Genomic DNA, 24921 nt, shown 5'->3' with positions numbered 1-24921 from the left:
TACGGGAACGCAGGTGAAGACGGCTTCCGGCGGGATGGCAAGCATCGCGTGGGTGGTCCTGGTGGAAGACCTGAAGGGAGGTGGGTCGAATGGCCAAGGTGGCGGAGGACCTGAGGGAAGCGCTGGGACCGGGAATCGCCTCCGACGATCCCCGGGAGCTGGCGGCCTATTTCCATGACCCGCCGACCCGGCTGGATCTCACCCTGGTGAAGCCCCGGGATTCCTTCCAGCTCTCGGACGTCGCCTCCTGGTGCTATTCCCGGGGGGTGCCCATCTACACCCACCGCAGGGGATACCTCTCCCCGGAGATCGCCTCCTCCGGGGGCGTCCTCGTCGACCTTTCGGGCATCGATCGTATCGTCCGCATCGACGAGGAGAACCTCCTGGCCTTCGTGGAATACGGGGTCACCTTCGAGCGTCTCAAGGAGGAGCTGGATCGGCGGGGACTGCGCATCCTCATGCCCGCGGCGGCCACCTCCTCCTCCATTGTCCGGACCTACCTGGACCGGGACGTCATCCTGGCCAACGGGGCCACCCGGCCCTACCAGTTCACCACCTTCCATGCCATCCTGGCTGACGGCCGCCTGTGGATGAGCGGCACCGACCAGTATACCCCGGACGGCCACTCGGAGTTCCGCGAGGACCTGGGGCCCATGTATTCCAATTTCTTCCATGCCAGCGAGGACGTCTTCGGCATGCCCTACGCCATGAAGGCCTGGATTTACCGGAGGTGGGAGGAGAGGAGGGTGACGGCCTACGCCTTCCGGGAGGCGGTGCCGGCGGTGGAGGCCGCCCGCCTGGCCTCCCGGCACGACCAGGTCTTCGAGTGCGTGGTCGCCGACCGGAGGTACCTCTCCGTGCTCCTCACCCGGAGTCCCTCGGAGGCGGACGCCCTGGCGGCGGAGCTCCCGCCCTGGAGCGTGGTCTTCGGCTTCGACAACCACCCCGAACTGGTGGAGATATGGGACCGGCAGACGCGGGAAATGGCCGAGGGGCTGGGCGGCGAACGGCAGGAAGGCGAGCTGGCCTCCCTCATGCGGGAGAAGTTCGAGTGGCCGTGGTACGTGAGGGACCGGGCGCACTACCGGGGAGCGGTGGAGACCGTGGAGTGCTTCACCTTCGCCAGGAAGGTCGCTCCTCTCTTCGAGGTGGTGGCGGAGGCGGCGGAGGGATACGAGCTGGGCCGGGTGGCCATCCCCAGCTACTACGGGGCCGCCTTCTACTGCGAGACGGACATCTACCACCGTCCCGACGACCGGGGCCTTTCCGAGCCGTGGTTCCGGGCTTACCGGGAAGTCCTGGACCGGGGGGCCCACGTGGGGCGGCCGCGGGGCGAGGTGGCCCGCCTGGTCTATTCGCGCCTGGACCCGGAAAACATCCGTATGATACGCCAGCTCAAGCAGGTCCTGGATCCCAAGGGCCTCCTCAATCCCGGCCAGCTGATGGAGGGGGTGTAGCCCATGGAGCGGGGACTTACTAGGAAGAGGGAGAAGCTCACCGATTACCGGGACGACTACTGGGTGTGCGGCAAGTGCAAGATGTGCCAGTCCATCAACGTGCAGAAGTTCGTGAGCGCCCGCTTCTCCGCCAACTGCCCCTGCGGCACGCGGTACCGCTTCGAGTCCTACTACGCGGCGGGGATGATGGAGATCGCCCGGGCCATCACCAACCTGGAATTCGAGCCCACGGAGAAGACGGCGGAGATCATCTACTCCTGCAACCTGTGCGGCCTGTGCCAGGAGATGTGCTTCCCCCTCAAGGGGCTGCACACCACCCGTATCATCCAGTTGATGCGGGAAAAGGCGGTGGAGGAGGGATGGGGTCCGCTGCCCGCCCATGCCCCCTTGCTCCGGTCCACGCGGGAGCGGGACAACCCCTTCGGGCTGGAGAAGGGGTTCAAGGGCAAGGCTGTCCGCGACCTGGAAGTGCGGGACCTCACCAGGGAGAAGGCGGAGTACCTTCTCTTCGTGGGCTGCGCCTACGCCGCCCCTGGACGGGAGGAAAGGCTTTCCTCCCTTGTCCGGGCACTGCGGGCGGCCGGCCTTGACTTCGGGGTGCTGGGTGAGGCCGAGCCCTGCTGCCGGAGCCTCAACCTGGCCCTGGGAGACCACGACGGGTTCGAGGAGCGCGCCCTGGAGAACATTGAGCTGTTCCGCTCCACCGGCGCCACCTGCATCGTCACCGCCTGCCCCCACTGCCTGCAGGTGCTCCGCGACGAGTACGCGCGGGCCATGGACCTGGAGGTGGTTCACGCCACGGAGGTGCTGGCGCGCGCCCTGAAGAAAGGGGCCTTCTCCCCGGAGGGGAAGAGGAAGCTCAAGGGTGTTTACCACGACCCCTGCTTCCTGGGCCGGTGGTGCGAGATATACGAGGCGCCGCGCCGGCTGCTTTCCGCCGTTCCCGGCCTGGAGCTCCTGGAGTTCGAGCGCAACCTGGAGAACTCCTGGTGCTGCGGCGCGGGCGGGGGGGTGAAGGCGGGGCGGCCCGAGCTTTCCGCCTGGACGGCGGACGAGAGGCTGGAGGAGGCGCGCGCCGTGGGCGCCGAGGCGGTGATCACCGCCTGCCCCCACTGCGCGGACCAGCTCCTCTCCCGGAATGGCATGCCGGTTTACGAGATCTACGAGCTGCTGTGAAAGGGAGAGGGGATCATGGATGGTTGTTTCTCCGGGGGAAGCCTAAAAAAACGGCGTGCGACGGGGGAACGCCCCCGGCCGCCCGCCGCCGTGGAGCGGACCCGCGCGGTTTCGGGAGGTGCAGGATAATCACACAAATACCCCCTGGGGTATCAAAATTCAAGACCTGACCCCATAGGAGGGAGAGATGAAAGGGAAGGATCTGTGGAAGGACCTGCGGGAGAGGAAAATCATCAAGGTGCCGGTTAAGCACGAGATAGACGGTACCCACAACCGGCCGGAGAACCTGGAGAAGGCCTACCGGGAGCTCCAGGAAGCCCTGGGGGAGGAGTGGGTGTCCAACGACATCAACATCACCGTGGCCTATGCCAGGGACCAGTCGGTGGTGCCCATGAACCACCCCCACATCGTGGCCCTTCCGGGCTCCACCGAGGACGTGGTGGCCATCATGAAAATAGCCAACCGCTACCTGGTGGACGTCACCCCCTACGGGACGGGACTGAACACCCTGGGCATGACCATCACGCCCTATGGGGGCATCCTCTGCGACCTGAGGCGCATGGACCGCATCCTGGAGATCGACGAGGAGAACATGTACTGCACCATAGGCCCCGGGGTGACCTTCGCCCAGCTGCAGACGGAGACCCTCAAGAGGGGGCTGCGCCTCATCAACCCCTCCACCTCCGCCAACGCCTCGGTGGTCTCCAACATCATGATGGGAAATATTTCCACCCTGGCCAACAAGTACGGGGTGGGACTGGACCACATCATCGGCTACAGGATCGTCCTCCCGGAGGGCAAGGTCATGGTCTGCGGGCCGCAGGCCTACGGGGCGGACAACGCCCACCTGCCCGGGCCGGGGCCCGACGTGCGGGCCTTCATCCGGGGCTCCCTGGGAACCATGGGCATCATCACCGAGATGACCATCCGCCTCTACCCCGAGCCCAACCACCTGAAGCTCACCGTGCCCGTAAGCGACAGCGAGAAGTGGGAGCACATCGCTCCCGCCCTGAAGGCCGTCAGCCAGCGCAACATCGTGGTGGAGAACGCCTACTTCCAGAACACCTACATGGGCATCTTCCTGGCGGAGACCAACGCCGAGTCCGCCAAGCTCATCCCCATGTTCCCCCGCCACTACGTGGTCCCGGTAACCGGGGGATATTCCCAGGAGGAAACGGAGATCAAGTGCCGGGTCTGCGAGGAGGACATCCTGGCCGTGGCGCCGGAATTCGAGTTCATGGACTGGGAGGTGGTGGAGGACATCTCCGAGGGGCGCATCCTGGGGGTGGATAAATTTACCAAGTTTTTCCGGGAATCGGTGCGCGTGCAGCGGGTCAAGGGCTCCTTCTTCGTGGGCTTCGGGCTGGACCACCTGGAGTATCTACCGGAGATCAACCGGGAGATGATGCGGGCCATGACCTCCCAGGTGGGGACGGATGACAACGTCATCTCCGCGGACCTCATCGCCACCTACTTCCAGCCCTACGACATGGGGAGGCTGGGCTTCATCGAGTTCGACATCTTCATCGACCAGTCCAACCCCGAGGACAGCCTGCGCACCATCAGCGGAACCCTGGCGGCCATGGCCGCCTCCTTCCGCAAGGGCTCCGGGGTGTGCTTCGGCATCTGGCCCCTGTTGGAGGGGGCGGGCCCCCTGCACGATCTCATCGGCCTGGTCTTCCCCCAGGCGGCCACCTACGTGGACACCTACCGGACCATGAAGATGATCTACGACCCCAACAACGTCTGCCTGCGGCGCTTCGAGTACGACACCCTGCGCATGAAGAAGGCCGCTTTGTGATCCGAGGAGGTTGGGAGAGATGGCCGATTACGACGTCATCGTCATCGGGGCGGGTTGCGGTGGGATATCCGCCGGCGCCCTCCTGGCCAGGCAGGGGAGGAAGGTCCTGGTCCTGGAACAGTCGGACCGGGTGGGAAGTTGCTGCTCCACCTTCGAGCGGGAAGGATACCGTTTCGACGTAGGTGCCTCCATAGTGGAGGTGATCTACCCCATCCGTAAGGCCTTCGAGGAGCTGGGCACCAGCTTCGAGAAGGAGGTGGACCTGGTCCTCTGCGACCCCATCTACAGTTACATCTTCGAGGACGGCTCGCGCATCAACTACCCCCTTTCCCTGGAGGGGACGGCGGAGGTCATCTCCCGCATCTCCCCGGAGGACGCCAGGCAGTGGTATCGCTTGGCCGACTACTTCGCGGACATGATGCGCCAGACCATCGAGACCTTCTTCACCAATCCCTGCAACGGCATGCTGGACATGGTGAAGATGGGCCTGCGCAATCCGCGCATGCTCAGGTTCCTCCCCCTCTTCTTCCAAAGCTACCAGGACGTCATCCTCAAGTACTTCAAGAACGACGTGGTGCAGCAGACCATGTCCTTCCAGTCCTTCTACTGCGGGCTGCCGCCGGAGCTGGCCCCCGGTTTCATCGCCCTCATCCCTTACTCCGAGCACGAGGGCATCTGGTACCCCAAGGGGGGGATGATCCAGATCCCCCAGGCCTTCCGGCGCCTCGGGGAGAAGCTGGGCATGGAGGTGCGCCTGAACACGCGGGTGGACAAGGTGATGGTGAGGGACCGCCGCGTGGAGGGGGTGCGGCTGGCCGACGGGACGGAGATCACCTCCGACCTGGTGGTCTCCAATGTCAACGCCAAGAAGCTCTACCTGGAGATGATCGGGGAGGAACACCTGCCCTGGCTGGCCCGTTACGGCATCAAGAGCTACGAAGTTTCCATGTCCTGCGTCATGCTCTACGTGGGAGTGGATTACCGCCCTCCCCTGGAGGCCCATCACAGCCTGACCATAGGCCCCCTGCAGATGATGAACGACTTCTGGTGGAACGAGTTCCGGCGGGGGAAGATACCGGAAAAGGTGCACGGCCTCATCTGCTGGCCCACGGAATCCGATCCCTCCCTGGCCCCGGAGGGACATCACGTCCTGAACATCATGGGCATGGGTCCCTACAAGCTGGAGGGGACCGACTGGGACCGGGAGAGGCAGAGGGTGGCGGAGCGCATGATCGACGGACTCTCCGAGAAGGCCATCCCGGGGCTGAAGGACCACGTCACCGTGCTGGAGGTATCCACGCCCCTGGACTTCGAGCGGCGGCTGCTCTCCCCGGGAGGGGCCATCTACGGTCTGCAGATGGACCTCCCGGCCCAGGCGGTGTTTCGCCCGGCGGCCAGGTCCAAGAGCATCAAGGGCCTCTACCTGGTCGGGGCCTCCACCCACCCGGGGGGCGGGGTGCCCTCCACGGTGGCCTCCGGCCTCATCGCCTCCAAGCTCATCGAGAGGTACGAGGGTTAAGGTAAACGAGGGTTAAGGGAACGGGTTCACCGCACCTCCACGGTGGAGGCGATGCGCCGCACGCAGGCCTCCATGTAGGAGGGATCCTCGATGCGGATACGCACGGCCTTCTCCGGGCAGACCATAGCGCAGCGGCCGCAGCCCTTGCACTCCTCGCCGATCACCGCCACCTTGCGGGACCGCCTAGCGCCCCCGCTTGCGGTGACCCCGTAAACTTCCGATGTACCGCCGGCCTCCTCTATCCCGGGGGATGCGCCGGCGTCTTCCGGGACGGTCGCCCGGTGCCCGGCGGGTAGGGTCGATTCCCCCGCGGTGAGTGAAGCGGTTATGGATTGCCTGTCCTCCAGGCTCACCTGGCGGAAGATGCAGGCCTGCACGCACTTGCCGCAGCCCCGGCACCTTTCCCCGTCCACTTCCACCACCAGCCCCTCCATCCTCACCAGGAGGTCCCGGGCATCGCGGGAGGCCAGGGGGATGGCGGTGGAGATGCAGCAGCAGGGACAGCAGTGGCAGATGGTCATCAAACGGTGATGGTCCCTCACCCCCAGCATGACAGCGTCTCCCTTGAACTTGCCCAGGCAGGAGACCAAGCCCATCTCCGTGGCCTGATGTAGGTGCCCCAGGGCCTCCCCAGCGGTCACGTGGCGTCCCACCTCGGGGTCCACGTCCCGCGCCGCCGGGCCCAGGAAGGTGCAGCCGAAGTAGGGGTCGAAGTCCCGGCAGCCGTTCTCGCTCCGGCAGGGGCAGCGGTACAGGATGACGTGGTGGGAGGCCTCGCGGATGAAGTGCTCGATGACCGAGATGGGGGCGGCGACGCCCGGAGGTATTTCCATATACTGGTAAATGGGAACGTAGGTCAGGTTGGTGTTGCGGGGATCGACCACCAGCCCTCCCAGCTGCCGGATGATCGGCCAGTTGGTCATGCGGAAGGCCAGGTCCTTGTAGCGGTAAAGCCTAAGAAAGCGGTCGAAGCTCTTCCTGTTCCTGCCTCGGGAAGCGGACACCTTTCCTCCTTTCCGGACAGCGTGGAACGGCGTTCCACTCCCTCCCAGGGCGCTCAAGGTGGTGAGAACGACAGCCATCACCCGGTATCGATGATAGCACGCGGCCCTTCCCGACACAATTTTGGCTTGGATGGACACGCCCTGACCTATTTATTTTTCTTCTCCAGGGCAGGATTGAGAGCATCCACCACGTTTTTGAACCCGAGCATGTCCTATGTTCTGAAAGGTGGTGGGCGGGCTTCTCGATAGGCACCAGGGCTCAGCTATCTCATACTTAGGGTACTCGAGACGCCCGGACTCGCTTGTTGAAAACATAGCTGAACTCTTTGCCGGAATACCCTTACCGCGACGGCATGTTAGGAAAGGGTTCGGCGGTGCAAGTGGCTCTTCTTAAAGGTTCCTGGAGTTTTTTCCCCAAGGTTTTAGGTCTCCATTCCCGGGAGGCTCACCTGGCCGGAGGGCGCGTCCGGATAGAACCATCCCTCCCTCCAGGCCCGCAGGGAGGCCTCCAGGTCGTTCCACCAGCCCGGGGTCACCGCGGGACCCCTGATGGCCGCCACTTCCCGTCCACCCTCAAGGCCTCTGGGGCACCTCTTCACCCGGTGGGGCGGGACGGGCAGGAAGGGCGTACGGAGAAGTGGTTTCCTCCCGAAGAGGGAAAGTCGAAAGAGCGCCAGGGGAGCCGCTTCATTTATGGAAAGAAATTCCAATAAAAGGACTTGTTCCCCGTTCCGGCTCCGCCTTACGGCGCATTCCCTGACCAGATCGAAAGATGCCTCTTCCAGCTTTCCCACGGATATCCACAACCTCACGGGGGCCAGCGAGGAAGATGCCGAAGCTTCCTTTGCCAGAAGCAGGAGTTGGCGCGCCGTGGCCATGAGCACGCCTGGACTTTTTGCCTTAACTTGCGAAAGGATTACACCGGGGTCGTCGTACCGTAAGGTTTCCAGGCGCAGGCCGGCGCAAAGGGCCAGGACCGCGGCGGCATGGGAGGAGGGAGTGTCCGGAGGCAGGAGGAAAAGGCAGCGTTCCCCCGCTTTGACCGGGAGGAGTGGTCCCCAGAATCGCGCCGGGAACAGCAGCGCCCGGCTGGTAGCCATTACCAGGAGGGGATTCCCGTTGGTTTTTTCCCGCAGCGAGAGGAGGACTACGCTGGCGGGTTTCAGGGTGTAGGGCAGGAAGAACCCGGAGGACTCCCCACAGGCTTCCTCCAGCGAGAGCTCTCCGGGACCCGTGTCCGCGCGGTTCACGGGCATGGTCCGCAGGCCTTCCCGGCCACGCAGGAGATCCGCCTTCCCCGGGGCCGCCTGCCGGAAAAACCCGCTGCCCAGCAGGGCCTTTTGGATCCCGCCTTCCCTTAAGAGAAGGTCCAGGACTTCTCCCTCAGGGAACCCGGTAAGGGGAACGGCGATCCCACCGGCCTTGATCATCGCCGCCGTCAAAAGGAGTGTCTCCCCCGCCTCCGGGGCCAGGAGCAGCACCCGTTGCCCCTTGCGCAGGTCCAGGCCGCGGATGAGCGCCTCGGCCGCCAGGTTGGTTAGTTGGAGGGCCTGGGCGAAGGATAATTCCCTCCGCGGCAAGAGGGTGGGCAGGAAGGGATGGGTAAGCTCCAGCGCCGTCGCCTGGTCGTAAGCCATCGCCAGCATCTCGAAAAGATTGGACATGCTCAGGCGCCGGCTGGCGGCAAGGCGCGCCCTTCGGGAATAACCGCGCATCGTTTCCCGCATGGCGATTCCCTTTCCTTATCCGCAATCATAGGCCCGGGCTATTATAATTCCGCGCCCGCGATCATGTCATTCGGCCCGCAGAAAAGGCAGGCGATGTTTTCCAGGGAAGGGACAAGTTTATCCACACCGACCGACCGGTTGCCCGAGCCGCGCGGGGACCACGCGTTTTAACTGCGGATGACCGGGAAAAATCTATATGGGTGCCGGTTGGACGGCGAACCATGCGTGGAGAAGCTTGAGGAGGGAGGTTTTACCATGCGTTCCATGCTCGAGGGCATCAGGGTCATAGATTTCACCACCACCGTGGCCGGACCGGGCTGCACCTTCTTCCTGGCCGACATGGGCGCGGAGGTCATCAAGGTAGAGAGGCCGGGGCTGGGCGACGAGGCGCGCCTCTTCCCTCCTTATAAGGATGGCTTCTCGGCCTCCTTCGCCGTCCTCAACCGGGGGAAGAAGGGCATCACCCTGGACCTCAAGAACCCCGAGGGGGTAAACCTTTTCAAGGAGCTGGTCTCCGTTTCCGACGTGCTGGTGGAGAACTTCCGCCCCGGGGTGATGAAGAAGCTGGGGCTGGACTACGAGACCCTGAAGGAGGTCAATCCCCGGCTGGTGATGTGCTCCATCTCCGGATACGGGCAGTACGGGCCGCTCTCCCACCTGCCCGCCTACGACGCGGTCATCCAGGCCATGAGCGGGCTGATGAGCACCACCGGGTTTCCGGACGGCCCGCCCCTCCGTTCCGGCACCCTCATCGTGGACATCTCCACCGCCTTTTACGCCGCCTTCGGGGTGTGCGCCGCCCTCTTCGCCCGGGAGAGGACCGGGAAGGGGGAATACCTGGACATCTCCATGTACGACGTGGGCATCAACCTCCTGGAGGCCAAGTTCGTGGACTACACGGTGACCGGTAACGTCCCCCGGCGAACCGGAAACCGCTATCCCTACGTGACGCCATTCGATACCTACCGCACCCGGGACGGCTTCGTGCTCATCATCTGCGTGGGCGACCAGCCGTTCCACAACCTCTGCCGGGCCATGGGCCGCCCGGAGCTGGCGGAGGACGAGCGCTTCCGGGATTTGATGGCCCGAAACGCGAACGAGCCGGCCCTCAAGGAGATCGTCGAGGAATGGTCCTCCCGGCTGACCACGGATGAAGTCTGGGAGCTCATGCAGGAATACGAGGTGCCGGGAGCTCCCATCCGGGACGTGAGGCAGGTGGTGGAAGAGCCCCATACCCGGGCCCGGGGCATGCTGGTGGACCTGGAGCAGCCGGGGGCGGGGACCATCACCATCTTCGGGCCGGCCCTGAAGGCGGCGGAGAGCGACATCCGCCCCCGGGGCCCAGCGCCCGCTCTCGGGGAGCACAACCGCTGGTTCCTGGAGGAGTTGCTGGGGAAGGACCCCGCGGAGGTGGAGAGGATACTGGCCTCCGGGGCCATGGGATAGGAAAAACCGGCGGGCGGTCCGCCCCGGCCAACCGGGACATCGCGTCTCCCTGGAGGAGCTTCAGGGAAAGGACCCCGCGGAGGTGGAGAGGATACTGGCCTCCGGGGACGGGGGCCGGGGGAAGCCGCGAGGAAGGACAGAGGGGGTGAAGGATGAGGAGGCTTGTCTTCTACGGGGACGACCTGGTGATGGTGGACCTTCCGGAGCGCACCCGGGTCCTGGAGGCCCCGCCCCCGCTCCCGTCCCTCCCCGATTACCAGGTGAGGGTAAGGGAGGCCCTCAGGCAACCGGTGGGCTCGCCGCCCCTCCCCGAGCTGGTGGGCCCGGGCTCCCGGGTGACCATCGCCTTTGATGACCCCTGCCTTCCCCTCCCTCCCGCGTGGAGGGACGTGCGGGGCCTGGCCGTGGAAGCCGTCCTGGAGGAGCTCTTCTCCCTCGGGGTGCGGCGGGAGGACGTGGAGCTGGTGTGCGCCGTCGGGCTCCACCGCAAGTGGACGGAGAGGGAGCTGCGTCATCTCCTGGGAAAGAGGGTCTGGGCGGTGATGGGGCCAGCCCGGATAACCAACCACGACGCGGAGGACCCCGCCGGCGTGGTGGACCTGGGGACCACCCCGGAGGGTTACCGGGTGGAGGTCAATAGGAAATTAATGGAATCCGACCTCACCATCTACGTCAACGTCAACTGGACCAGCATGAACGGGGGCTGGAAGTCCTACCTGGTGGGGCTGGGGACCTACCGTACCATCCGGGAGCATCACAACGTCAAGGTGCTGGTGGAGGGGGGCTCGGTCATGGACCCCGCCAGCCGCTTTCACGCCGTCCTGCGGGCCCAGGGCGAGTACCTGGCCCGGCACGCCCGCCTGCTCAGCGTGGAGACGGTGCTCAACAACCGGGTTTGGCCGGGACCCTTGGGGAGGCTCCTTTCCCTCTCCCGGGACTGGGTACCCCTGCCCTTCCGCCTCTCCCGGCCCCTTCCCGCGGCGGCGAAGGCGGCGGTCTCCTCCCGGCTGCGCAGCGCCTATGCCCCGGTGGCCGTGCATGCCGGGAACCCGGGGGAGGTGCACCGCCTCACCCTGGAGGAGCTCTTCCGCCAGCAGAACGTGCGCCTGGAGGAGCAGGGCGACGCCCTCTTCCTGGCCCTGCCGGACATCAGCCCCTACGCGGTCTTCTCGCGCATCAATCCCCTCCTGGCCGCCAACTCCGCCCTGGGCTACGTCTTCAACCTCCACCTGGGCCGGCCGGCGGTGCGCGAGGGAGGGGTGATGGTACTCCTGCAGCCCTTCCGGCCCGGTTTCCACCGCCGGCACCACCTGCCCTACGTGGAGTTCTTTGAACGCGTCCTCTCCCACACCCGCGACCCGGCAGAGATGGAGGCACGCTTCGAGGAAGACTTCGCCGCCCGCAAGGAATATATCCACGCCTACCGGCACGAATATTCCTACCACGGGGTGCACCCCTTCTACGTGTGGTACTGGTGCGGGCTGGCCCTGAAACACCTGGAAAGGGTCATCGTGGTGGGGGCGCGGCGCCGGGAGGTGGTGGAGAGGCTGGGATTCCAGTGGGCCGATTCCCTGGAGGACGCCTGGAAGGAAACGGAGAGGATACTGGGCAGGGATTTTTCTCTCATCCATTTTTCCATCCCGCCCATCTTCGCCGTGGAGGCGGGCGGTACAGGGGAAGCTTAAGGAAAGCCATCGCCGACCTCCCGCGCCGGTCGAGGGTCGGAAGAAACAAGGGCGCGAACCTGTATACGGGCATCGCCCGGGACCTCTCCACGCCATGGACGCGGAACCCTTTCTTGGGTTGCGGCGTAGGCCACCATTGTGGGGAGAACGGCGATAGAGCCGGGTGATGAGGTTCAGGAGGCGGCCTTGCGGCGCTGCATGCGGCGCAGGGCCTCCGCCACCGCCCGGCGCACCTCCTCGCTGCGGTCGGCGGCGTAGGCCTGCAGGATGGAGCGGCATTCCTCGCTGCCGATGGCGCCCAGGGCCAGGGCGGCCGCCGCCCTCACCTGGTCGTGGCGTCCCAGTCGAAAGGGCAGCCAGGACCCCCGCCGCAGGATCTGCCGGCAGTAGGGGATGGCGGAGTGGTCGCCGATCTCCCCCAGGGCCCACAGGGCGGCCGCCTTCACCGAACCGGTGCGGCGTTTCTCCTTACGGAAGCTGCGCGGCGGGCGCACCACCTCCACCAGCACGGGGACGGTGCTCACGTCCCTCATCCGGCCCAGGCCCAGGCAGGCCTCCCTCTGCACCTGTTCATCCCGGTCGTCCACGGCTTCCACCAGCAGGGAGGTGGTCTCCGGGGTGCGGATGCGGGAAATGGCCTTCACCGTCTCCCGGCGCACCTCCGGGTTCTGGTGCTTGATGAAGCGGGCCAGGGACTGGATGATGGAACGGTTGCTGATCTCCGCCAGGATGGAGATGATGTTCCGGTACATGTGCCAGGGATTGTACTTCTCCAGGTCGTTGATGAGGCTGAGGATGGCGTCTTTACCTATATTTTCCAGAGCCTCGAAGGTCACCCTCCGCACCAGCAGGTCTTCGCTGTCCTTGAGTACCTGGATGAGGGGCTGCACGGAGCGGTCCTCGAACTTGATGAGCAGCTCGGCCACCTCGGTGATGGTCTGGATGTCCCCCTCCTTGAGCACCTCGGCCAGGTTGTCCAGGACCTCCGGGCTGGCCACGGTGACCACGGCGTCCAGGGCCACCTTGCGCTGCTCCGGCTTGCGCCCCCCGTCCTCCCCGTGGTGGCGCCAGAAGGTGTCGATGATCTCCAGGGCGGCGTCGTAATCCTTGGACAGGATGAAGGTCTGGGCCAGTGCGGCCAGACAACCGGCCAGGGTGGTGTAGATCTCCGTGAGCTCCCGTTCCCTCTCCAGCCGGTCCAGAAGGCGATCCTTCATCTCGTAGGCCACCGGGAACTCCTGGAGGTGGCGGCTCAACTCCAGGGCGTCGGGGATGTTGCGCAGGGTCTCCGCCGTCTTGAGGCGGATCTCCGGGCTCATGTCCTCCAGGTTGTCCAGGAGGCTTTCCACCAATCTGATCACCGTCTCGGGCCTTCGGGCCCGGTAGAGCTTCTGGAGAAGACGGGGAATGTTCTCGTCGATGCTCAGGGTGCGGGAAAGCTCGTCGATGTCCAGGGTGAGTCCCTCGTTGACCAGCAGGTTGCTTATCTGGTAGACGAGGGTACTGGCCCCGGCGTTACCCCTCTCCCCCTTGCCCTCGGCGATCTTCTTCCACATGTCTGCCTGGAAGATGCGGTCGCTGACCTTCCCCTCCCAGGGCTTGCCCACCGAGGCCTGGTAGATCTCGTCGATGAGGGTGGAGAGCTCCCGGCGCCTCTGCTCCTGCTCCTCGCTGTAGGGCACCCCCTGGTCCTCGGACAGCCGGTGCAGGTACTCGTGCTCGCGGATGACGCTCTCCAGGAGGTCCAGGGTCTTGTTCTCGCGCAGGCTCTCCAGGATCTTCTTGCGCGGGGTGAGGGCCTCCAGGACGGGGGGTTTCTCCAGGAGGAGGAAGTCCTTGAGCTCCGAGGATTCGAGGAAAGCCGCCGCGCGGGCCACCTCCTCCCCGTCCATGCGGCGGAGCTCCGGGTCCGGGACCTCCTCGAGGAGGACGGCAATCCTTTCCAGCCCTCCCACTACTTCCTCCAGGGCTTCCTCCGGGTTCTCCTTCACCACCACGATTTCCCGGACCGCCTGCCGCAGGAGCATCCCCAGGCGGGGCGGGTTGGAGATGACGTCTCGGATGGCCTCCTCGCCCACTTCACGTCGGCTCCGGGCCCCGGTGACGTAGGCCACGAAGCGCTCGTCCTTCAGCTTTTCCTCCAGGCGGCGGAGTTCCTCCTCCTCGGCCTTTATCTCCTCCGCCCTTTCCCGGGCCTCGGTGGTGACCATATCCTCGTCGGTCACCGAGACGAAGCGCCTCTCGTTGACCTGGATGTGAGCGCATCCCTGGCGGGAGACCTCTTCCGCCAGGCCCCCGCTGCGGCGCAGCTCCTCGGGTTCGCGGGCCATGATGTAGAGGAAGGTGAGGAACTCCTGCTGGTCCATGCCCCGCTCGAAGGAGATGCTGTACACGTCGCGGCGCCGCAGCCCCTCCAGGAAGGAGAGCACGGGCGGGCGGGCCTGGTCCCGGTCGTGGAGCCTCTCCCCGTTGACCAGGAGAAGGTTGTCTGCCTCTCCCAGGGTGAGGGTTCCCGTGGCCGCCAGCAGCGGCTCCAACCTGGCGTAGGCGGTCTCCACCGAGGCGCTGATCATGTCGCTGGTGGGCGGATACATGTGGATGTTGATCATGGCCGCGTTGAGGGCGATGAGCAACTCCACCGCCCTCCGGGCCAGTTCCTCGCCGGCTTCCAGCGCCCCGGCGGCCTCCTCTCCGCGCGGGAGGTCACCTGCCATATCCTGCCATTCCTTTCCCGGGGACCTCATCCCCTTCCGGGCAGTACCATTTCATTCTTCAACTGAAGCTCCGATGCCGGTGTCCGCCTGGAGACCGATCTCCCTCTCCACGTATCCTTCTCCCCCGCCGCCTCCTGCGTATCTCCGGGCCGCGGGAGGGAATCCGCCTCCGGGGGGCCGAACGTGGCCTCCGGGTCTTCTTCACCATCCCCGGTCTCCTTTCAGCATTTATTTATCGTCAACAGGGACGGCGGGCATTAGGAGCGGGTGCGTCCGAAGACCGTATTCCCGGCCTTGGGGTCCGGCGGTCCCCATCCTCTCCCGCCCTGTCCTCTCCCATGGGTCAAGTCTTTCTGCCTGACCTCCTCCGTCGGTGCCGCATGGGATCCCACGGCCGCACACCGGCCCAGGTTTCCTGCGATGGGTCGATCGGACCCCGCCTCCTCCCTTGGGGTAGAATGTCCTTATGCCCGAGATCCTGCGTTTCGAGGAGCATGCCGAGGAGGAACTGCTGTCCCGTTGCGCGGAGACCCTGGCGGGCGGGGGCCTGGTTATCCTCCCCACGGAGACGGTCTACGGACTGGCCGCCCGGGTGGACCGGCGGGAGGCCGTGGAGCGCATCTTCGAGGTCAAGGGGAGGGATGCGGCCAGGGCTCTCCCGGTGATGGTGGAGGACGCCGCGCGCGCCGCTGAACTGGCGGCAACGGAATGGAGGCAACCCCTCCTCCGCTTGGCCGTCTTCTGGCCCGGTCCGCTCACCCTGGTGGTCAGGGCGGCCTCCCTCGAATGGCTGGAGTGGGTGGCCCCGTGCTCGGATAACGTGGGCATCCGCGTCCCCGACCACCCCTTCCTCCTGCGACTCCTGCGGGAGACCGGGCCCCTGGCGGTCACCAGCGCCAATCTCTCCGGGAGAGAACCCCCCGCGGATTCCGGGGACCTCGACCCCTTGCTGGTGGAGAGGGTGGATCTGGTCCTGGACCAGGGTCGGGCGGGCACGGGAAGGCCCTCCACGGTCGTCCGGGTGGTGGAGGATGGGGTGGAGATACTCCGCCCCGGAAGCCTTACCCGGGAAGAGCTGGAGGAGGCGCTCAGGCGCCGGTAACCGGAGGTAAGGCGTGAAGATCCTTTTTCTATGCACCGGGAACATATGCCGGAGCCCCATGGCGGAGGCCCTCTTCCAGCGACGCCTGGAGAGGGATTATCCCCACCTTCGCTTCATCCGCGCGGCCTCGGCGGGGACTTCGGCCGTGGAGGGGAACCCGCCCACCACCGCCGCCGTCCAGGCCGTGGACCTCTGGGGGGTGGACCTGGAGGGCCACCGCGCATCCCCCCTCACCGACCGCCTGCTGCGGGAGGCGGACCTGGTACTGGCCATGGCCCGGGAACACCTTCTCTCCGTGGAGAGGATGAACCCCTGCGCGCTGGAAAAAACTACCACCTTAAGATACCTGGCTCACCGGGAAAGGGAGATCCTCGAGCGCCTGGGGGAGGCGACGGTCAGGGACGAGGACGAGGCGGCGGAGAGGCTGGAGAAGGTCCTAAGCATACTGCGCCGTTCGCCCTCCGGGCCGCTCTACCTGGCGGATATGCAGTCATCCTCCTCTGATATAATTGACCCCATCGGGAGCTCGCTACAGGTCTATATCGGCGTGGCCGAGGACCTGGACATGGCCCTGGAGAAAGCCATGCACGCCCTCTTCGGACTTCCCGCTCCCGGCGGAAGGGGAAGGCCTGCCGGAGAAGGATGAAGGTGGACACGTTAGGGAGGCGGGTATGAAGGTGGCCCTGGGTTGCGATCACGCCGGTTACGCCCTCAAGCGGATGATAGCCGAGTGGTTGATCCGTGACGGTCACCAGGTCCTGGACGAGGGTACCTTCTCCGAGGAATCCTGCGATTACCCGGATTTCGCCCTCAAGGTGGCCCGGCGCGTGGCAGAAGGGGAAGCGGAGCGGGGCATCGCCGTCTGCGCCACCGGCATCGGAATGGCCATGGCTGCCAACAAGGTCCCCGGGGTGCGGGCGGCGGTGTGCAACGACCTCTACACCGCGCGTTACAGCCGCCTGCACAACGACGCCAACGTCCTGGCCCTGGGGGCCCGGGTCATCGGCCCCGGGCTGGCGGAGGAGATCGTCCGCGCCTGGATGGAAACTCCCTTCGAGGGAGGCAGGCATTCCCGGCGCCTCGGGAAGATGGCGGAGATGGAGGCCTCCGGAAAAGGGGAAGCATGAACGACTGGGAGGAGATCGCCCGCGTGGATCCCGAAATCGCGGAGGCCATCCGCGGGGAGCTGGAGCGGGAGAGGCGCAAGATCGAGCTCATAGCCTCGGAGAACTTCGCCTCGCGCGCCGTGCTGGCCGCGGCGGGCTCCGTCCTCACCAACAAGTACGCAGAGGGGTACCCCGGGCGCCGCTGGTACGGGGGATGCGAGTTCGTGGACGTGGCCGAGAGGCTGGCCATCCAGCGGGCCAAGGAGCTCTTCGGGGCGGAACACGCCAACGTGCAGCCTCACGCCGGGGCCCAGGCCAACCTGGCCGTTTATTTCTGCGTGCTCAAGCCCGGCGACACCATCCTGGGCATGGACAAGGCGGCGGGCGGACACCTCACCCACGGCACCCACGCCAACATCAGCGGGGTCCTCTACCGTGCCCGCTTCTACGGCGTCAACCGGGAGACGGAGAGGCTGGATTACGAGGAGATCGCGGAGATAGCCCGGCGCTGCCGGCCTCGCCTGATCATCGCCGGGGCCAGCGCCTATCCCCGGGACATCGACTTCCGGGCCTTCCGGGAGATCGCTGACGAGGTGGGAGCCCTGCTCATGGTGGACATGGCCCACTTCGCCGGACTGGTGGCGGCCAGGATCCACTCCGACCCGGTGCCCTACGCCGAGTTCGTCACCACCACCACCCACAAGACCCTGCGGGGGCCGCGGGGAGGGATGATCCTCTGCCGGGAGCGCTATGCCCGGGACCTGGACCACGCCGTTTTCCCCGGCCTGCAGGGAGGTCCCCTCATGCACGTCATCGCCGCCAAGGCGGTGGCCTTGAAGGAAGCGGCCCAACCGGAATTCGCCGCCTACCAGCGCCAGGTGGTAAAAAATGCCAAGAAATTGGCGGAGGCCCTGGCGGAGAGGGGACTGCGCATCGTCTCCGGGGGCACGGACACCCACCTCCTGCTGGTGGACCTGCGCCCCCTGGGTCTTACCGGCCGGGAGGTTGAGGAGGCCCTGGACGCGGTGCGCATCACGGTGAACAAGAACAACGTTCCCTTCGACGACAAGCCTCCCGCGGTCACCAGCGGGATCCGGTTGGGGACCCCGGCGGTGACCACCCGGGGGATGGGGGAGGCGGAGATGGTGGAAATCGCCGATCTCATCGCCACCGTGGTCCACAACCTGGGCTCGGAGGAGGTCATGCGGGAAGTGCGCCGCCGGGTGGACGAGCTCCTGGCCGGTTTCCCCCTCTATCCCGGCCTCTGACGCCGCCGGAAACCGGGAGGATGCAGTGAGCAGACCCAGCTGGGAAGAGTACTTCATGTCCATCGCCGGACAGGTGGCCACCCGCTCCACCTGCCTGCGGCGCCGGGTGGGCTGCATAATCGTGGTGGAGAAGCGCATCGTGGCCACCGGGTACAACGGGGCCCCGGTGGGTCTTCCCCACTGCGAGGAGGTGGGATGCCTGCGGGAACGGCAGGGGGTGTCCTCGGGCGAGAGGCACGAGCTGTGCCGCGGCCTGCATGCCGAGCAGAACGCCATCATCCAGGCGGCCATGCACGGCACGGCGGTAAGGGGGGGAGTCCTCTACTGCACCCACAAGCCCTGCGTCCTGTGCACCAAGATGCTCATCAACGCAGGAATCACCAGGATCTACTACCGGGAGGGATACCGGGACACCCTGGCCGATGACCTGGCGGATGAGGCGGGACTGCAGCTGATACCCATGCTGGAGGAGGGACCCGGTTGCTCTACCTCCTGATCTTCGCCGCTTCCCTGCTCCTGGCGCTGTTCCTCACCCCGGTGGCCCGGAGGTGGGCGGAAAGGCTGGGAGCGGTGGACATGCCCCACGACCGCAAGGTGCACGAGAACCCCACCCCTACCTTGGGCGGACTGGCCATCCTCGTCGCCGTGGTCTTTTCCATCCTGGCCGGAAAGGTGCTGGTGCGCATCGTCCCCTCCCTGGCCCGGCCGGTGGGCATGTCCGACGCCCTCTCCTCCTACCAGCTTCTGGGAATCATCATCGCCTCCTCCCTGGTCGCCGTCCTGGGAGCGGTGGACGACATGCGGCGCCTCTCGCCCTGGATGAAGCTGGCTGGCCAGGTGGCCGCCTCCCTGGTGCTGATCTCCTTCGGGGTGGAGATAAGCACCGTGGCCTTGCCTCGGGGCAACGTCCTCGACCTGAGCGCCAGCCCCCTGCTCTCCATACTCCTCACCCTCGTATGGATGGTGGCCTTTACCAACATCATCAACCTCATAGACGGGCTGGACGGGCTGGCCGCGGGGGTTTGCACCATTTCCGCCGCCGCCTTCTTCTTCTACGGGACGCGCATCGGGGGCGACCCCAACACCCTCCAGGCCACGGTGGTATCCGCCGCCGTGGCCGGCGCCTGCCTGGGGTTCCTGCGCCACAACTTCCACCCGGCGAGCATCTTCATGGGCGATTCCGGTGCCATGTTCCTGGGCTTCATCCTGGGGGCGGTGAGCATCCAGGGCATCCTCAAGAGGACCGCGGTGGCAACCCTGTTTACCCCCCTCATCATCCTGGCCGTGCCCATCGCGGATACCGGCCTGGCCATCCTGCGGCGGGCGCGCAAGGGAAAACCCTTCCACTACGCGGACAAGGAGCACATCCATCATCGCCTGCTTTACATCGGCCACTCCCAGAGGCAGGCGGTGTTCATCATCTACCTGTGGACCGCGCTGCTCACCGGGATCGCCCTCTCCCTCGAGTTCGTGGCCTCCCGCACGCTCATCTTCGCGCTCCTGGGGATGGGGGTGGTAAGCCTTTTGGCCACCACCCTCCCGCGCATCGTGGTGGGCGGCCGCGAGCTGGAGAGGGAGGAAGAGGAGGCCCTCGGTGGAGTGGATGGGACCGGAGAGGGCCCAGTGGAAGGTGGGGGCGGCCCCGGCTGAGAGGGTCCCATACCCCCGAGCTACCTCCCGAGACGACGCGCCTGCCGGTGGCCCTGGAGGGTCCTTGATGATGGTTATCCCGTTTCCGACCGGGGGTCTCGGGCCTTCACGAGGACAGATCCTGGCGGATTTCGAAGGCGGAAGATGAACGCATTTCAAAACAGGTAGCAATAATGACTTGAAAGTATTTTAATAATAACCATTCATGTCATGTCGATCCATGGTCGAGTATGAGCATGGGTCCGCATGGGAGCGGATCATGGCGCGGGTGGGGGATTGTTGTATAATTCACCCTGGTCGTCGTCCGGGGAGGGAGGAGAGCGAGGAAGAGAACAACATGAACGGTAGGCCTTCGAACGACGGCAGCAAGAAAAGACCGACGCTCACCCGCCGGCTGCGGCGCAAGTTCTACCGCGCCTTCGGGCCTCCCACCTTCCCCCTCTTCATGGCCGCCGGAGGGTGGCTGCTGAAGAGCCTCGGGCCTCACATCCCCTTCATCCGCTTCGCCAGGCCGGACCGCTTTTCCTATCACCTGCCCCCGGTGAAGTCCCGGGCCTACGAGAGGTTTTACCGCAATATCGTAAACCGGGGCCTGGGAAGGGAATGGGGGCCCCATGCCGTGACCATCGCCGTCACCCACGACTGCAACGCCCGGTGCGTGCACTGCAGCGCCTTCCGGCGTTCCCGCGAGGGGACCCTGACCACCGACGAATGGTGCCGGGTCATCGACCAGTGCGCGGAACTGGGCATCACGGATATCATCATCACCGGCGGCGAACCCCTCCTCCGGCCCGACCTGGACATCCTCATCCGGCGCATCGTGGAGAACGACTGCGTGGCCGACCTCTTCACCAACGGTTCCCTCCTCACCGAGGAGAACCTGAACCGCCTGAGCGAGGCGGGATGCGACACCATATTCGTCAGCCTGGACAGCCCCATCCCCGAGGAGCACAACCGCTTGCGCGGCGTGCCCGGCCTCTACGACCGGGTGATGGAGGGGATCGAGAGGGCGGTGGCGCGCGGGATGTACGTGGGCCTTTCCACCTACATGAGCCGGGAGTGGGTGCGCAGGGGCTATCACCACGATTTCCTGGCCCTCTGCAAAAAACTGGGAGTGCGGGAGCTCACCGTCTTCGACCTTGTCCCCACCGGGAAATGCCTCAAGCAGGACGAGCTCATCCTCACCGATGCCGAGAGAGAGGTCTTCCGGGTCCTCCACGAGGAACAGTGGAAGGATCTCCGAGGCCCCCGCGTGTGCATGATGTGCCACGTGAACGACCCCCACATCATGGGATGCTTCGGCGTGAAGTGGCAGATACACATCACCCACAACGGGTTCGTCACCCCTTGCGATTTCACCCCCCTGCATTTCGGAAACGTCAAGGAGGAGCCTCTCTGGGACATCTGGCACCGCATGAAGGTGCACCCGGAGTACGACCGTAAGGCCATGACCTGCCGCATGCAGGACCCCGAGTTCCGCCGCAAGTACGTCCACAAGATACCCGAGGGCGCGGAGCTCCCCTTCCCCATCTACGAGGTGGACGAGGAGCACCGGAAGGCCCGCTGCGCCTTCCCCTGAGGCGCCCGTTTCCGCGCCCCGGCCCGGGCTTCCTCCGCGGGCCTTAAAGCGCGGTTTGCCCGAAGTCCCCGGGAGAGATGGGTTTTCTTCCCAAGCCGAGCAGGAATGGATTACAATGTTGGCGGCGAGTCCGCGCGGCGAGGCTCCAGCTCGCCCCGTTGAATCGGCTGGCAAGAAATGGAAGATCTACCTCGAGGGTCGGAGAAAACGGAGATCCGCCTGGCCTTCGCGGGCTTCAACTCCTTTTGCGGGAGGCTGGCCAGGGTCCTGGCGCAGTGCGAGGGGGTGCGGATCACGGGAATCCTGGCCGGGAAGCTGCCGCCGGAGTGGCCCTCCGAGGTGGATCCCCCGCCCCTCTTCACCGCCCGCGGCAGGTTCCTCAAGGAAGCCTCACCTGACCTCCTCCTGGTGGCGGACGACGTGGAGGGCTCGAGCCTCCCGGCCGGTGACTACCAGGTACTGGAAGTAGGGAAGGATTCGCCGCTCGCGCTTTTTCTGGAAAGGCTTTCCATGCTGGCCGCGGACAGCCGCCGCCTGGGCGGTGAGCTGCAGGAGATCGCTGCGGTGTGCGCCGGCGCCGGGGTGGTGGAGGCCTACTCCGATCCCCTTCCCAAGCTCTCCCAGCTGCTGGACAAAGCCATGGCCCTTTCCGGGGCCCGGGAGGGCATGATCCTTTTCCCGGGTGAGGCGGTGGATTCCATGCGGGTGGTCCTGGCCCGGGGGGAGAGGCTGGAGTCGGCGGTGGGCAGATCCCTCGAGGTGGGGAATTCCATATGTGGCCGGGCCTTCGACACCGGGGCCATGGTGCACCACGCGGTGGAGGCGGAGACGGGGGAAGCGGCCTTCCTCGGGGCGGAGGAGGTGGAGACCCTCCTGGCCCTGCCCATGCGTGCGGAGGGGAAGGTGGCGGGGATACTGGCCTTGGTCTTCCGGGGGGTCCCGGAAGCCAGGCAACTGCCCCTCCTGGCCCTGGTGGCCGACCAGGGAGGCCTGGCGGTGCTCATCGCCCGCCTGTACTCCGAGCTGGAGACCAACGTGGTGACCGATTCCGCCTCCGGCCTCTACAACCGCAATTTCTTCCTGCAGCGGCTGCACGAGGAGATAAGCCGCGCCCGGCGCTACAGCCTCAATGTGTGCCTGGTCTTCCTGGAGATAGACGGCTTCGAGGATTACGTGGAGAGGAACGGCCGTTTCCTGGGGGACCTGGTAATCTCCGACGTGGGCAGCATCATCAAGCGCAACACGCGCGAGGTGGACACGGCGGCCCGTTACCAGGGCCACACCTTCGCCGTCCTCCTCCCGGAGACCAGGAGGCTGGGGGCCATGCGCCTGGCGGAGCGCATCCGCAAGGTGGTGGAGGAGTACCCCTTCCCGTCACGGGAGAAGAAGGAAGTGGAGACCCTGACCATGAGCGCCGGCGTGGCCTCCTACCCGGCCTGCGCCGACAGCGAGGAGACGCTTCTGGAGAGGGCGCTGGCCGCCCTGGCCGCCGCCCGGGCGGAGGGGCCCAACCGGGTGCGCCTCTACGCGGAGGGGATGTAGGAGTCGCTGCTGCGGCCGGCAAGGATACGGGAAGGCCGGCCCCCGCGCGGAGGATATGGAGAGGACAGCCCGGGCGGCGAAGGTCAGCCCTTGAGGAGGTCCGCGTACTTGCGGCGCAGTCCCCAGACCACCTTGAGGCCCTCCCAGAAGATGTCGAAATCCATCTTGGACTCCCCGCCCCTGCGGTCGGTGAAGATGATGGGCACTTCCACGATGCGGAATCCGAGGGCCTCGGCCACGAAGGTCATCTCGATCTGGAAGGCGTAACCCTGCGAGGTCACCCGGTCCAGGGGGATGGCCTCCAGTACCCGGCGGGTGTAGCAGCGGAAACCGGAGGTGGTGTCCACCGTCCTGGTGCGGGCCACCAGCTTGGTATACAGGTTGCCTCCCCGGCTGATCATCCAGCGGAAGAGGCTCCAGTTCTTGCAGCCTCCGCCCTTGATGTACCGGGAACCCACGGCGGCATCCGCCCCCCTGGCCGCCTCGTAGAGGCGGGGGATGTCGTCGGGGTTGTGGGAGAAGTCGGCGTCGATCTCGAAAAGGTATTGGGCGCCTCTTTCCAGGGCGTAGCGGAAGCCCGCCCGGTAGGCGGTGCCCAGTCCTCCCTTTCCCTCGCGGTGCAGGACCTCCACCCGCTCGTCCTCGGCTGCCAGGCGGTCGGCGATCTCCCCCGTGCCGTCCGGGGAGTTGTCGTCCACCACCAGGACGGAAAGGTCCAGCGGCTGGGCCAGGACGGCCTCCACTATCCTTTCCAGGTTTTCCCTCTCGTTGTAGGTGGGTATGACCACCACGATCTCGCGCATGCGAAGATTATACCACCCGGCTGGTTTTTTCCCGCCTTCGAAGTCGAGATCGTCACCTCGCGCTGCGGGGAAAGGGGTCGCCGCCCCGACCGGCGCCCCCCTTCACCTCGCGGGGAAAGCCGCCCGCCGCCGTGAGGGCGGAGGGTCGAGGTCACCTAAACCGCCGCCACCCGTACTTCCCTACCAGGGGCACGAAGATGCAGGAGCCCTCCTCCGTGGTGCGGAGGGCACCGTCCTCCTTCCTGACCACGGTGAGCATCTGCATGGTGGCCGAGCCCACGGGGATAACCAACCGCCCTCCCTCCGCCAGCTGCTCCAGCAGGGGCTGGGGCACGGAGGGTGCGCCGGCGGTTACCATTATCCCGTCGAAGGGGGCTTCCTCCGGCCATCCCAGGGTGCCGTCCCCCACCCTGACGCGCACGTTGGTGTACCCGAGGGAGAGCAGTCTTTCCTCCGCCTCCCGGGCCAGAAGGGGGTTCTTCTCTATGCTGAAGACCTCCTTCACCAGCTCGCAGAGGACGGCCGCCTGGTATCCCGACCCGGTGCCTATCTCCAGCACCCGGTCCCCCTCCTCGGCCTCGAGGAGCTCGGTCATCCAGGCCACCATGTAAGGCTGGCTTATGGTCTGGCCTTCCCCGATGGGCAGGGGGGTATCCTCGTAGGCGCGGTGGCGCAGGTCCTCGGGAACGAAGAGGTGGCGGGGGACACGGAGCATGGCCTCCAGGACCCGGGGGTCCCGGACGCCCCGCTCGGCTATCTGGGTACGAACCATTTCCTGCCGGAGCCGGCGGAAGTACGTTTCCTCATCCATGGGTGAACTGCCTCGATCGGTGTCCGGGCCGGGAAAACGGTTCCTGTGGGGGTTTCCCCTTCCGGACGCACCGTCCGGGCCCCGGCGGGGGATTAACGCCTCTCCCTGCCGGGCAGGAACTTGGTTATGCTGACCTTGGTCCCTCCCCCCGGGCTGGAATGGCATTCGAACACGTCCACCAGGCTGCGGATCAGGGGGATGCCGAACCCCTTTTCCAGCAGCTCGGAGGGCTGGCTTTCCAGCACGCACCGGGGGTCGAAACCCGGGCCCTGGTCCTGGACCTCGATGGTCAGGGATTCCTCCCCCACGATGAAGCGGATGTTTATGGGGGGTTTATCCGCGGTGCCGTTCCCGGTATGGACCACGGCGTTGGTGCACATCTCGGAGACGGCTATCTTGAGGTCGTCCACACTGTCCTCGCTGAAGTTCATGCGGCGGGCGATGGAACCGGCGAAGAGGCGCGCCAAGCTGATGTACTTGGCTTTCGCCGGGATCTCCAGCTCGAAGGCCACCTTCTTGTCTCCGGACAAG

The 24921-nt window shown here is 65.8% G+C and carries 20 protein-coding genes; 14 read left to right on the top strand and 6 right to left on the bottom strand.

The features are described from left to right. The first annotated feature begins 89 nt into the window (after nucleotides 1-89). The 4 genes from QME84_03895 (at nucleotide 90) to QME84_03880 (ending at nucleotide 5953) form a co-directional block, all read left to right on the top strand. Complete coding sequence (locus QME84_03895; protein ID MDI6873410.1) at nucleotides 90-1457, top strand: FAD-binding oxidoreductase; 1368 nt, start codon at nucleotides 90-92, stop codon at nucleotides 1455-1457. 3 nt (nucleotides 1458-1460) lie between these two features. Then, a complete protein-coding gene (locus QME84_03890; protein ID MDI6873409.1) occupies nucleotides 1461-2633 on the top strand; it encodes a (Fe-S)-binding protein in 1173 nt (390 codons plus the stop codon). Between the two features lie 187 nt (nucleotides 2634-2820). After that, complete coding sequence (locus QME84_03885; protein MDI6873408.1) at nucleotides 2821-4434, top strand: FAD-binding oxidoreductase; 1614 nt, start codon at nucleotides 2821-2823, stop codon at nucleotides 4432-4434. 19 nt (nucleotides 4435-4453) lie between these two features. Continuing rightward, nucleotides 4454-5953 carry an NAD(P)/FAD-dependent oxidoreductase gene (locus tag QME84_03880; protein ID MDI6873407.1) on the top strand — a complete coding sequence of 500 codons (1500 nt, stop codon included), beginning with the start codon at nucleotides 4454-4456 and terminating at the stop codon, nucleotides 5951-5953. Between the two features lie 26 nt (nucleotides 5954-5979). Here the strand turns inward: QME84_03880 and QME84_03875 are convergent, their stop codons facing one another. Together QME84_03875 and QME84_03870 are read right to left on the bottom strand one after the other, a co-directional pair. Beyond that, nucleotides 5980-6957: a 4Fe-4S binding protein gene (locus QME84_03875; protein ID MDI6873406.1), complete on the bottom strand. Its 978-nt coding sequence runs from the start codon at nucleotides 6955-6957 to the stop codon at nucleotides 5980-5982. 422 nt (nucleotides 6958-7379) lie between these two features. Further along, nucleotides 7380-8684 carry an AMP-binding protein gene (locus QME84_03870; protein MDI6873405.1) on the bottom strand — a complete coding sequence of 435 codons (1305 nt, stop codon included), beginning with the start codon at nucleotides 8682-8684 and terminating at the stop codon, nucleotides 7380-7382. Nucleotides 8685-8939: 255 nt separating this feature from the next. Here QME84_03870 and QME84_03865 point away from each other — a divergent pair, with 255 nt between their 5' ends. Together QME84_03865 and QME84_03860 are read left to right on the top strand one after the other, a co-directional pair. Further along, nucleotides 8940-10130 (top strand): CoA transferase, encoded by a 1191-nt coding sequence (locus QME84_03865; GenBank protein ID MDI6873404.1) that lies wholly within the window; start codon nucleotides 8940-8942, stop codon nucleotides 10128-10130. A gap of 152 nt (nucleotides 10131-10282) precedes the next feature. Next, nucleotides 10283-11815, top strand: a complete 1533-nt coding sequence (locus tag QME84_03860; protein MDI6873403.1) for a lactate racemase domain-containing protein — start codon at nucleotides 10283-10285, stop codon at nucleotides 11813-11815. Between the two features lie 173 nt (nucleotides 11816-11988). Here QME84_03860 and QME84_03855 read toward each other — a convergent pair whose 3' ends face one another. Further along, entirely contained in the window at nucleotides 11989-14529 is a 2541-nt protein-coding gene (locus QME84_03855; GenBank protein ID MDI6873402.1) for a HEAT repeat domain-containing protein, read from the bottom strand. Between the two features lie 466 nt (nucleotides 14530-14995). On the opposite strand from QME84_03855, the gene QME84_03850 reads away from it, so the two are divergent. The 8 genes from QME84_03850 (at nucleotide 14996) to QME84_03815 (ending at nucleotide 22776) form a co-directional block, all read left to right on the top strand. Further along, nucleotides 14996-15631 carry an L-threonylcarbamoyladenylate synthase gene (locus QME84_03850; GenBank protein ID MDI6873401.1) on the top strand — a complete coding sequence of 212 codons (636 nt, stop codon included), beginning with the start codon at nucleotides 14996-14998 and terminating at the stop codon, nucleotides 15629-15631. A gap of 13 nt (nucleotides 15632-15644) precedes the next feature. Then, nucleotides 15645-16277 carry a hypothetical protein gene (locus tag QME84_03845; GenBank protein ID MDI6873400.1) on the top strand — a complete coding sequence of 211 codons (633 nt, stop codon included), beginning with the start codon at nucleotides 15645-15647 and terminating at the stop codon, nucleotides 16275-16277. A 25-nt stretch (nucleotides 16278-16302) separates the two neighbouring features. Continuing rightward, the gene (gene rpiB / locus QME84_03840; protein MDI6873399.1) at nucleotides 16303-16758 is read left to right on the top strand and encodes a ribose 5-phosphate isomerase B; all 456 of its coding nucleotides are present in this window, start codon (nucleotides 16303-16305) and stop codon (nucleotides 16756-16758) included. Continuing rightward, a complete protein-coding gene (glyA, locus tag QME84_03835) occupies nucleotides 16755-18005 on the top strand; it encodes a serine hydroxymethyltransferase (protein ID MDI6873398.1) in 1251 nt (416 codons plus the stop codon). The genes rpiB and glyA overlap by 4 nt, the downstream gene beginning before the upstream one ends. A 25-nt stretch (nucleotides 18006-18030) precedes the next feature. Next, nucleotides 18031-18501, top strand: a complete 471-nt coding sequence (locus QME84_03830; GenBank protein MDI6873397.1) for a cytidine/deoxycytidylate deaminase family protein — start codon at nucleotides 18031-18033, stop codon at nucleotides 18499-18501. After that, nucleotides 18486-19655, top strand: coding sequence for an MraY family glycosyltransferase (locus tag QME84_03825; protein ID MDI6873396.1), 1170 nt, complete (start codon nucleotides 18486-18488; stop codon nucleotides 19653-19655). Before QME84_03830 ends, QME84_03825 begins: the two co-directional genes overlap by 16 nt. A 337-nt stretch (nucleotides 19656-19992) precedes the next feature. Continuing rightward, nucleotides 19993-21234: a radical SAM protein gene (locus tag QME84_03820; protein MDI6873395.1), complete on the top strand. Its 1242-nt coding sequence runs from the start codon at nucleotides 19993-19995 to the stop codon at nucleotides 21232-21234. Nucleotides 21235-21411: 177 nt separating this feature from the next. Then, nucleotides 21412-22776, top strand: a complete 1365-nt coding sequence (locus tag QME84_03815; protein MDI6873394.1) for a sensor domain-containing diguanylate cyclase — start codon at nucleotides 21412-21414, stop codon at nucleotides 22774-22776. A gap of 83 nt (nucleotides 22777-22859) precedes the next feature. Here QME84_03815 and QME84_03810 read toward each other — a convergent pair whose 3' ends face one another. From QME84_03810 to QME84_03800, 3 genes are all read right to left on the bottom strand, one after another. After that, the gene (locus QME84_03810) at nucleotides 22860-23579 is read right to left on the bottom strand and encodes a polyprenol monophosphomannose synthase (GenBank protein ID MDI6873393.1); all 720 of its coding nucleotides are present in this window, start codon (nucleotides 23577-23579) and stop codon (nucleotides 22860-22862) included. Nucleotides 23580-23730: 151 nt separating this feature from the next. Next, nucleotides 23731-24390: a protein-L-isoaspartate(D-aspartate) O-methyltransferase gene (locus QME84_03805; protein MDI6873392.1), complete on the bottom strand. Its 660-nt coding sequence runs from the start codon at nucleotides 24388-24390 to the stop codon at nucleotides 23731-23733. Between the two features lie 92 nt (nucleotides 24391-24482). After that, nucleotides 24483-24920: an ATP-binding protein gene (locus QME84_03800; protein ID MDI6873391.1), complete on the bottom strand. Its 438-nt coding sequence runs from the start codon at nucleotides 24918-24920 to the stop codon at nucleotides 24483-24485. Nucleotide 24921: the final 1 nt, after the last annotated feature.

Source organism: Actinomycetota bacterium (assembly GCA_030019255.1).
Taxonomy (GTDB): Bacteria; Actinomycetota; Geothermincolia; order Geothermincolales; family RBG-13-55-18; genus Solincola_A.
Note: the sequence above shows the minus strand (reverse complement) of the source record. Positions and strands in the feature narration are given on the sequence as shown.

Excerpts from the sequence above, each read along its gene's own strand:
- QME84_03895 (MDI6873410.1), top strand. The coding sequence starts at position 90 with ATGGCCAAGGTGGCGGAGGACCTGAGGGAAGCGCTGGGACCGGGAATC.
- QME84_03890 (MDI6873409.1), top strand. The coding sequence starts at position 1,461 with ATGGAGCGGGGACTTACTAGGAAGAGGGAGAAGCTCACCGATTACCGG.
- QME84_03885 (MDI6873408.1), top strand. The coding sequence starts at position 2,821 with ATGAAAGGGAAGGATCTGTGGAAGGACCTGCGGGAGAGGAAAATCATC.
- QME84_03880 (MDI6873407.1), top strand. The coding sequence starts at position 4,454 with ATGGCCGATTACGACGTCATCGTCATCGGGGCGGGTTGCGGTGGGATA.
- QME84_03870 (MDI6873405.1), bottom strand. The coding sequence starts at position 8,684 with ATGCGGGAAACGATGCGCGGTTATTCCCGAAGGGCGCGCCTTGCCGCC.
- QME84_03865 (MDI6873404.1), top strand. The coding sequence starts at position 8,940 with ATGCGTTCCATGCTCGAGGGCATCAGGGTCATAGATTTCACCACCACC.
- QME84_03860 (MDI6873403.1), top strand. The coding sequence starts at position 10,283 with ATGAGGAGGCTTGTCTTCTACGGGGACGACCTGGTGATGGTGGACCTT.
- QME84_03855 (MDI6873402.1), bottom strand. The coding sequence starts at position 14,529 with ATGGCAGGTGACCTCCCGCGCGGAGAGGAGGCCGCCGGGGCGCTGGAA.
- QME84_03850 (MDI6873401.1), top strand. The coding sequence starts at position 14,996 with ATGCCCGAGATCCTGCGTTTCGAGGAGCATGCCGAGGAGGAACTGCTG.
- rpiB (MDI6873399.1), top strand. The coding sequence starts at position 16,303 with ATGAAGGTGGCCCTGGGTTGCGATCACGCCGGTTACGCCCTCAAGCGG.
- glyA (MDI6873398.1), top strand. The coding sequence starts at position 16,755 with ATGAACGACTGGGAGGAGATCGCCCGCGTGGATCCCGAAATCGCGGAG.
- QME84_03820 (MDI6873395.1), top strand. The coding sequence starts at position 19,993 with ATGAACGGTAGGCCTTCGAACGACGGCAGCAAGAAAAGACCGACGCTC.
- QME84_03815 (MDI6873394.1), top strand. The coding sequence starts at position 21,412 with ATGGAAGATCTACCTCGAGGGTCGGAGAAAACGGAGATCCGCCTGGCC.
- QME84_03810 (MDI6873393.1), bottom strand. The coding sequence starts at position 23,579 with ATGCGCGAGATCGTGGTGGTCATACCCACCTACAACGAGAGGGAAAAC.
- QME84_03805 (MDI6873392.1), bottom strand. The coding sequence starts at position 24,390 with ATGGATGAGGAAACGTACTTCCGCCGGCTCCGGCAGGAAATGGTTCGT.